7 protein-coding genes are annotated in these 7,962 nt (G+C 44.6%); 4 read left to right on the plus strand and 3 right to left on the minus strand.

What is annotated here, in order from left to right:
* Window positions 1-87: 87 nt before the first annotated feature.
* From ACTXGO_RS07270 to pnuC, 3 genes are all read right to left on the minus strand, one after another.
* Complete coding sequence (locus tag ACTXGO_RS07270; protein WP_443573871.1) at window positions 88-612, minus strand: TIGR00645 family protein; 525 nt, start codon at window positions 610-612, stop codon at window positions 88-90.
* Window positions 613-690: 78 nt separating this feature from the next.
* Complete coding sequence (locus tag ACTXGO_RS07275) at window positions 691-1,311, minus strand: AAA family ATPase (RefSeq protein ID WP_443573872.1); 621 nt, start codon at window positions 1,309-1,311, stop codon at window positions 691-693.
* Window positions 1,256-1,963, minus strand: coding sequence for a nicotinamide riboside transporter PnuC (pnuC, locus tag ACTXGO_RS07280; protein ID WP_435948913.1), 708 nt, complete (start codon window positions 1,961-1,963; stop codon window positions 1,256-1,258). The genes ACTXGO_RS07275 and pnuC overlap by 56 nt, the downstream gene beginning before the upstream one ends.
* Before the next feature lie 372 nt (window positions 1,964-2,335).
* On the opposite strand from pnuC, the gene ACTXGO_RS07285 reads away from it, so the two are divergent.
* The 4 genes from ACTXGO_RS07285 to dnaX all read left to right on the plus strand — a co-directional run.
* Window positions 2,336-3,481 (plus strand): beta-ketoacyl-ACP synthase III, encoded by a 1,146-nt coding sequence (locus ACTXGO_RS07285; RefSeq protein WP_317198793.1) that lies wholly within the window; start codon window positions 2,336-2,338, stop codon window positions 3,479-3,481.
* Between the two features lie 269 nt (window positions 3,482-3,750).
* Window positions 3,751-4,839 (plus strand): peptide chain release factor 1, encoded by a 1,089-nt coding sequence (prfA, locus tag ACTXGO_RS07290; protein ID WP_443542340.1) that lies wholly within the window; start codon window positions 3,751-3,753, stop codon window positions 4,837-4,839.
* Window positions 4,840-4,894: 55 nt separating this feature from the next.
* Window positions 4,895-6,433, plus strand: coding sequence for a lysine--tRNA ligase (gene lysS / locus ACTXGO_RS07295; RefSeq protein WP_443573874.1), 1,539 nt, complete (start codon window positions 4,895-4,897; stop codon window positions 6,431-6,433).
* Window positions 6,434-6,556: 123 nt separating this feature from the next.
* Window positions 6,557-7,962: DNA polymerase III subunit gamma/tau (dnaX, locus tag ACTXGO_RS07300; protein WP_443573875.1), on the plus strand; the 1,406-nt coding region annotated here is incomplete at its 3' end.

Raw genomic sequence — 7,962 nt, forward strand, 5'->3', positions numbered from 1 at the left:
AGGTTTGTATAAACGTATCATAATTAGTTCTCAACTTTTAAAATTTGAATTTTAGCTTTGTTTTTATACTAGTGATAGTGAACACTATCAGTGTTTTTTGGTGTCGCCTACGATCTTGTCCATAAAAGCAAATAGCAGACCTGACACTACAAATGCCATGTGAATGATGACCTTCCACATTAGTTTATCTGTATCAATATCAGTCATGTTGCCTGATATATCCATAAAAGATTTGAGCAGATCAATTGCAGAAATTGCAACGATGGCTCCTATAACTTTGAGTTTAAGACCAGAGAAGTCGACTTTACCCATCCAACTGGGGCGATCAACATGAGTACCTGTATCTATTTTAGATACAAATATCTCGTAACCACTAAAGATGATAATAAGCAGCAGGCTAGCTACCAAAGAGATATCGACCAGTATGAGTATATTAACAATCACCTCTGATACGGATGCGTCGAAGACTTGAGAAAGAGTAAGCCATAACTTTTGAATAAATTTTATAAACAGTACGATAATACCTATGATTAAACCCACATAAAATGGGGCTAATATCCAGCGACTGTGAAATATCATTTTCTCTAAAGTATATTCAATTTTATTTAGCATCTTAGTCTCTTAAGCGGTATGAACAAAAAAGTATCTAAGCATAGCTTAATAGTGAATATTAAAGGCGCAAATAAATGGCTAACCAGTATGGTTAAGTGAGTTTAACCATTTACTTACTTGCTGCACTCGCTCGTCTCTTGTGCCGCCGATACGCTTGAAATTTTTATTATACCTATTTAAATGTGTCTCAAAATAAGCGCTGATTTCTTCGCGTTCATGCGGCGCGTCTCGCAAATCATCAGCGACCCAAGGTACATCAACCGCCGTCAATAGTATCAAATCATAATGATGCTCTATAGCGGCCAGGCTCAATGCTTGCGGACAGTCATTATAGTACCAGTTGGCGTATACCATCAGCTCAAATAGGCTAGTATCACAGAATAGATAAGCTTGAGAGTGACCGTTGTTTATTGCCGTTTGCGCGGCCTCTTCAGTAAGCTGGTTTTCAAGGGCTATCTGACCTTGGGCAATAGGCAAGAGATCGTCCCAAGTACAGCTAAGCTGCTGCTTATCCCACTTATCTTGCAAAAATTCCCGCATATATTCAGGCGCCCACGGGCTTTTAAAGTGCGCGGCCAAATCTCGACATAAGGTGGTCTTGCCCGTACTCTCAGCGCCCAAAACTGCCACCTTAAATACCGATTTAGGCGACTGCTGGATCAAATTGTCGCTGCATACGGTAGCGTCGTTGCCATTCATAATATGCCCAGATTGCAATCAAGGTGAATACTACGTACTGTAGCGAGGTGAAGGTATAACCCTTGTAGAAGTAAAGCGGTACTGAGATGGCGTCAGCGACTATCCATAGTAGCCAGTGCTCAATCTTGCGACTGGCCATTAGCCACATCGCCATCAAAAACAATGCTGTGGTTAGCATATCGGTATAATCGATCCATGTAAATAAATGCGCGCCTAATACCACACCATCAAAGCTAAAGTCATTGCTGATAACAGGACGAAAATAGTAAATCAGCGCCACAAAAGCGACGGTTGCAGAGCCGAGTAAGGCAAGCGTAGGTAAATCGCTAGCACTAATATGCTCAATACTGATCTCATCGTTAGGCGTAAGCTCTTGAGTGTCTTGCTTATTTTTAGTCCAATTATACCAGCCGTATAGCCCCATGACGGTGTAATAGGCATTGATAAACATGTCACCGAACAGCTGCCATTGCCAGAGCAGGTAGACAAAAATCCCTGTGCTAACAAGACCCACAGGGAATACTAAAACGCTTAGTTTGCGCGCGAGTAGTACGCTTGTGATGCCGAACATAACGGCGATGAGCTCAAGTCCGATAAATAGAGTAGAGTAGTCAGCGTATTGACCAAACAGCCAATTAAAAGTTTCAGTCATGAGCGTCTCGTGAGGGTTGGTATTGTTTCTTAGGTTCAAGTAGTAGATTCAGGTACTACTTACGAGCTACAGGTACTACTTACGAGCTAATAGTCATATCATGTGCGGTAAGCTGTTTGATTATAGCTTAGACTCGCGAGTAATAATAATCGCGTATCACTATTAAACGTGAACCAATTTTTATCGAGAATTGATTATTTGTAACAAAGTATTAGAAAAATAAGATTATTCAGGCATAATAAGACCATAGGTTTAAGTTTACAGTCATACACTCAATACGATAAGTTCTACTTGATAAACGCATCGCTACAGAAAGAGGTATGACAACTTTTTAATTTTCGCTTAACACTAAGCAGGACAAGGAAGCTTATTATGACGACTTGTATTACAGGCACAGGCCTTTATATTCCGCCTTATAGCATCAGTAACGAAGAGCTCGTAGATTCATTTAATCAGTATGTTGAAAACTATAATAACGAGCACGCTGACGAGATCGCAGCAGATACCATGACGGCGCTAGAGCCCTCATCAGCCGCCTTTATCGAAAAGGTTTCTGGCATCAAGTCCCGCTACGTCATGGAAAAAGACGGTATCTTAAACCCTGAAATAATGGCACCTGTCATCGCCTATCGCAACCTTGGTGAAGAGCTGTCTGTTATGGCTGAGATGGGCGTTGAAGCGCTCAATAATGCTCTAAAAGATGCAGGGCTTGAAGCCAATGATTTGGACGGCATTATCCTCGCCTGCTCAAACTTTCAGCGTACCTATCCTGCTGTCGCCATCGAGATCCAAAACGAGATCGGTATGATCGGCGGCTTTGCTTATGATATGAATGTGGCGTGTAGTGCGGCAACTTTTGGTCTCTCACAAGCTTATGGCTCTATCGTTTCAGGTCTTGCCCGCCGCGTAGCAGTCGTCAACGTTGAGATTACCTCAGCGCATCTCAACTGGCGTAACCGTGATAGTCATTTTATCTTTGGGGACGTCGCAACCGCGTCTATCGTCGAAGAGCTAGATACACCTAAAGGTTATGAGATACTAAGCTCTAAGCTATTCACACAGTTTTCAACCAATATCAAAAACGAATACGGCTTTATGGATCGCTCAGAGTTTTTGGCAGCCGAAACTCAGATGTACCCTGATATTAAAGAGCCTGTCACTGACAAATTATTCTTACAAAATGGCCGTAAAGTGTTCCGCGAAGTATGCCCCAAAGTCTCTGAAGTCATCACTGAGCATCTGCACGAGAACGATATGCAGGCAAGCGATGTCAAGATGATGTGGCTACATCAAGCCAACGCCAATATGTTAGATCTTATCTTGCGTACGGTCATCGGTAAAGAGGCAGACAAAGCGATCGTACCGAGCGTCATTGCAGAGTTTGCTAACACCAGTTCAGCCAGTCCCATGATTGTCTTTCACAGACACAAGGACGATCTACAATCTGGTGATTTGGGCGTGATTTGCTCCTTTGGCGCAGGCTATTCAATAGGTTCGGTGTTGGTGCGCAAGGTGTAGAATTTAAGTCGTCTAAGTAAAATAGCTAAGAGTAATCTTAGCTATTTTTTTGCTTAAAATTTGGACTTAATGAATGACAACAGATCTATAGCACTTTGATTTTTAGCGCAGCAAGTGTAGACATTTTGCTAATAAGCTTTTACGTCTTATAGTGAATTACCTTGTTATAAAGTGTGCTGTCATGAATTATTACGTACAGGTTTTATTGTGATGGCAAAAATTTGCTATAATCGCTCTCTTATTTTACTTTTTTAGATGACTATCCTGTTATGAAAGAATCCCTGCGCCTGCGTTTAGACCAAATGGTAGACCGTTATGAAGAGGTCACCGCGCTGTTATCAGATCCAGATATCATCAGCGATAATAATAAATTTCGTGAACTCTCTGTTGAACATAGTGATTTGATGGAGATTACGACGCTGTGGCAAAACTACGGCCGTGCGGAGCAAGATCAAGCCGATGCTGAGATCATGCTAGAGGACGCAAGCGATCCTGACATGAAAGAGATGATGCAGGATGAGATCGATACAGCACGCGCGGCGATCGTAAAGATGGAAGAAGATCTCAACGTCATGATGCTGCCCAAAGACCCGAACGATAAAGTGCCGGCCTTTCTTGAGATACGTGCTGGTACAGGCGGCGATGAAGCGGCGATCTTCTCAGGCGATTTGTTTCGCATGTACCAAAAGTACGCACAAGCTCAAGGCTGGACGCTGGATGTATTATCCGCCAATGAAGGCGAGCATGGCGGCTATAAAGAAATTATTACCCGCGTCTCAGGTAATAGTGTCTATGGTCGTCTAAAGTTTGAGTCGGGCGTTCACCGTGTCCAGCGCGTGCCAGAGACTGAAAGTCAAGGCCGCGTCCATACCTCAGCCTGTACTGTCGCTATCATGCCTGAGGTTGAGATTGATGATACTGTGGATCTCAATCCTGCCGATATCAAGATGGATACCTTTCGCTCCAGCGGCGCAGGTGGTCAGCACGTAAACACTACGGATTCTGCAGTGCGCCTAACGCATATACCGACAGGGACAGTGGTTGAGTGTCAGCAAGAGCGTAGCCAACACAAAAACCGCGCCCATGCGATGAAAATGCTGATCTCTAAAATTCAGCAAGTCAAAGTACAAGCGCAAGTCGATGTCGCCGATGAGATTCGTCGTGATTTGGTCGGTAGTGGCGATCGTAGCGAGCGTATTCGCACTTACAACTTCCCGCAAGGGCGCATGACTGATCACCGCATTAACTTAACCCTTTATAAGCTGGATGCGATTATGGAAGGCGATTTGGATGAGCTGCTTGACGCGCTATTGCGTGAGCATCAGGCGGATCTGATGGCGAGTATTGGTGGTGAATAATACTGCTTAACCTAATAATCTATATTAAAACAAACCTATTGAATTTGAGATTTCTATGTCAAAGCCCAACAATCAAAACGTCGATGAACAAGCCCCAACTATCGAGGAAGCAAATGAGCTTATTGCACAACTACAAGCTAAACTCGATGATATCGTAGCGTCTGGTAAGCCCCCTTATCCTAATCAGTTTAAACGCACTGATTACGCGCAAGATCTACAAACGGCTTTTGAGGGCGTTAGCAAACAAGAAATCGAAGAAAAAGCGGCCAATGGTGATAAAACCCAAGTCAATGTCGCAGGTCGCGTCATGCTTAACCGCGGCTCGTTTATCGTCATTCAAGACATGAGTGGTCGTATTCAGCTCTATGTGGCACGCAAAGAGCTCGATGAAGAGACATTGGCTAGTATAAAATCGCTTGATTTGGGCGATATCGTTGGTGTGTCAGGATATATCGGACGCTCAGGTAAAGGCGATCTGTATGTGCATATCGAAGCGTTTACTTTGCTCACCAAGTCGCTGCGTCCGATGCCTAATAAATTTCATGGCCTAGCTGATACCGAGGCGCGCTATCGCAATCGCCATTTGGATCTTATGACCAATGAGACCACGCGTAACACCTTTATGATTCGTAGCCAAGTGATTAGTGGTATCCGCAAATTTATGCTGAATGAGCGTTTTATGGAAGTGGAGACGCCGATGATGCATCCCATTCCAGGGGGTGCGGTGGCGCGTCCGTTTGAGACCCATCATAATGCGCTAGATATGTCACTATATCTGCGTATTGCACCAGAGCTTTATCTCAAGCGCCTAGTCGTTGGCGGCTTCGAGAAGGTATTTGAGATTAATCGTAGTTTTCGTAATGAAGGCGTTTCAACTCGTCATAATCCTGAATTTACCATGATTGAGTTTTATCAAGCGTACGCGGACTATCACGATTTGATGGATTTAACTGAGCGCCTATTCAATCAGTTGGCGATGGATATTTTGGGCACGACCGAGATCACCTATCAAGACGAGGCTATTAGCTTAAAAGCGCCATTTGCACGTCTATCAATGTCAGATGCTATCGCGCAATATGCCGAAAACTTTGACATGGCGCGTATTAATGATCGTGATTATCTAGCGGACTATGTAAGCAATACTTTGCATCAGCCAGTGAACGACGTGTTTGGTGTGGGTAAGCTAAAAACCATCGTCTTTGAAGAGACTGCTGAGCATAAGCTTCGTCAACCGACCTTTATTACGGAGTATCCTGCGGAAACTTCACCGCTTGCTCGCCGCAATGATGACAATCCTGAGATTACCGATCGATTTGAGCTGTTTATTGGTGGTCGCGAATTGGCAAATGGCTTTAGCGAGTTAAATGACCCTGCCGATCAAGCAGAGCGTTTTCGCGGACAAGTTGCCGAAAAAGACGCGGGCGATGATGAAGCCATGCATTTTGATGAAGAGTACATCGAAGCCTTATCTTACGGTTTGCCGCCAACGGCAGGCGAGGGCATTGGCATCGATCGCTTAGTCATGCTATTTACCGACTCAGCGAGCATCCGTGATGTGATCTTGTTCCCGCATATGCGCCCAAAAGCGGACTAGTCTGTACTTGCTAGTAGCCGTTGAACAAAAGATAAAATCTATAGAGATTGAATAAGAAGCCAGACGAGAGTACTGGCTTTTTGCTATAATAAGCCCTCTAACCACTTAGCATAATGGATAGCTATGTCGCAGCAATATCAAGTCCTCGCGCGTAAGTACCGTCCCAAGAACTTTCACGAATTGATTGGGCAAACGCACGTCTCCCAAGCATTAATCAACGCCATTGACTATAATCGCTTGCACCACGCTTATCTGTTTACCGGTACTCGCGGCGTTGGTAAGACGACGATTGCGCGCATTTTATCCAAATGTCTAAACTGTGACACGGGCATTACCAGTACGCCCTGCGGCGTCTGTGATAACTGCGTGGCAATCGATCAAGGGCGCTTTATTGACTTAATCGAGATTGATGCGGCCTCACGGACAAAGGTTGAAGACACACGCGAATTGCTAGATAACGTGCCTTATGCACCAAGTCAAGGTCGCTACAAAGTATATCTTATCGATGAAGTGCATATGCTATCGACGCACAGCTTTAACGCACTACTCAAAACCTTAGAAGAGCCGCCTGAACATGTAAAGTTCTTACTCGCGACCACTGATCCACAGAAACTACCGATTACTATCATCTCACGCTGCTTGCAATTTGTACTGCGTCCATTGCCGCAGACGCTACTTAGCGAGCATTTAGCTAATGTGCTTACGCAAGAGCAAGTCAGCTATACGCAGCCTGCGCTATGGCAGCTGGCGAGTGCGGCAAAAGGCTCGGTGCGTGATGCCTTATCCTTAACCGATCAGGCGATAGCCTTTGGTCAAGGCGGCCTCGATGATGCCACTGTTAATGCGATGCTGGGACTCATAGATGCCGCTGACTTGGTGCGCTTAATTATCGATATTTACAACCATAATAAGTCCGCAGTTGCCGCGCACATTGAGCAGATGCGCGCGCAAATGGTTGATGCAACGAGCATGTTTGATGGACTTACTGAGCTTTTGCATCAATTAGCACTGACCCAGTTATTACCTGAGGTGGCGCTCAATGTAAATGAAGCGCAAGCACAAGATATTAATGCTCTGGCTGGGCATATTAGCCCTGATGTCTTGCAACTATACTACGAGATTGTCGTGCAAGCGCGCGAGGGTATCAAGCTTGCTAGTACACCGATGCAAGCGCTTGAGATGTGCATTCTACGTCTGCTCGCGTTCCGCCCTTTGCCTGTTGATCACATACTAGCCCCAGTTATAGAGCAGGACAATAGTCTATCTAGCGGACACGTCTCCTCATCGCATCAATCTGAGCCTTATGATATCAGTCAAGACAATAGCGATATCTCTAGGGAGTCGCTACAGGGTTTTCAGTACTCTAGTCTAGACCCTGCCACAGATAATGAGCCGGCCGTATCTGAACACAACTTAGTGCAGATGAATAGTGATGATAAAAAAGACAGTATTGAAGAAAATAATACGAATGAATTACTTGTCACTGAAATAGCAGATAGTATAAACCCACCAGAACCAGAACCAGAACC

The organism is Psychrobacter sp. T6-1 (genome assembly GCF_052258445.1).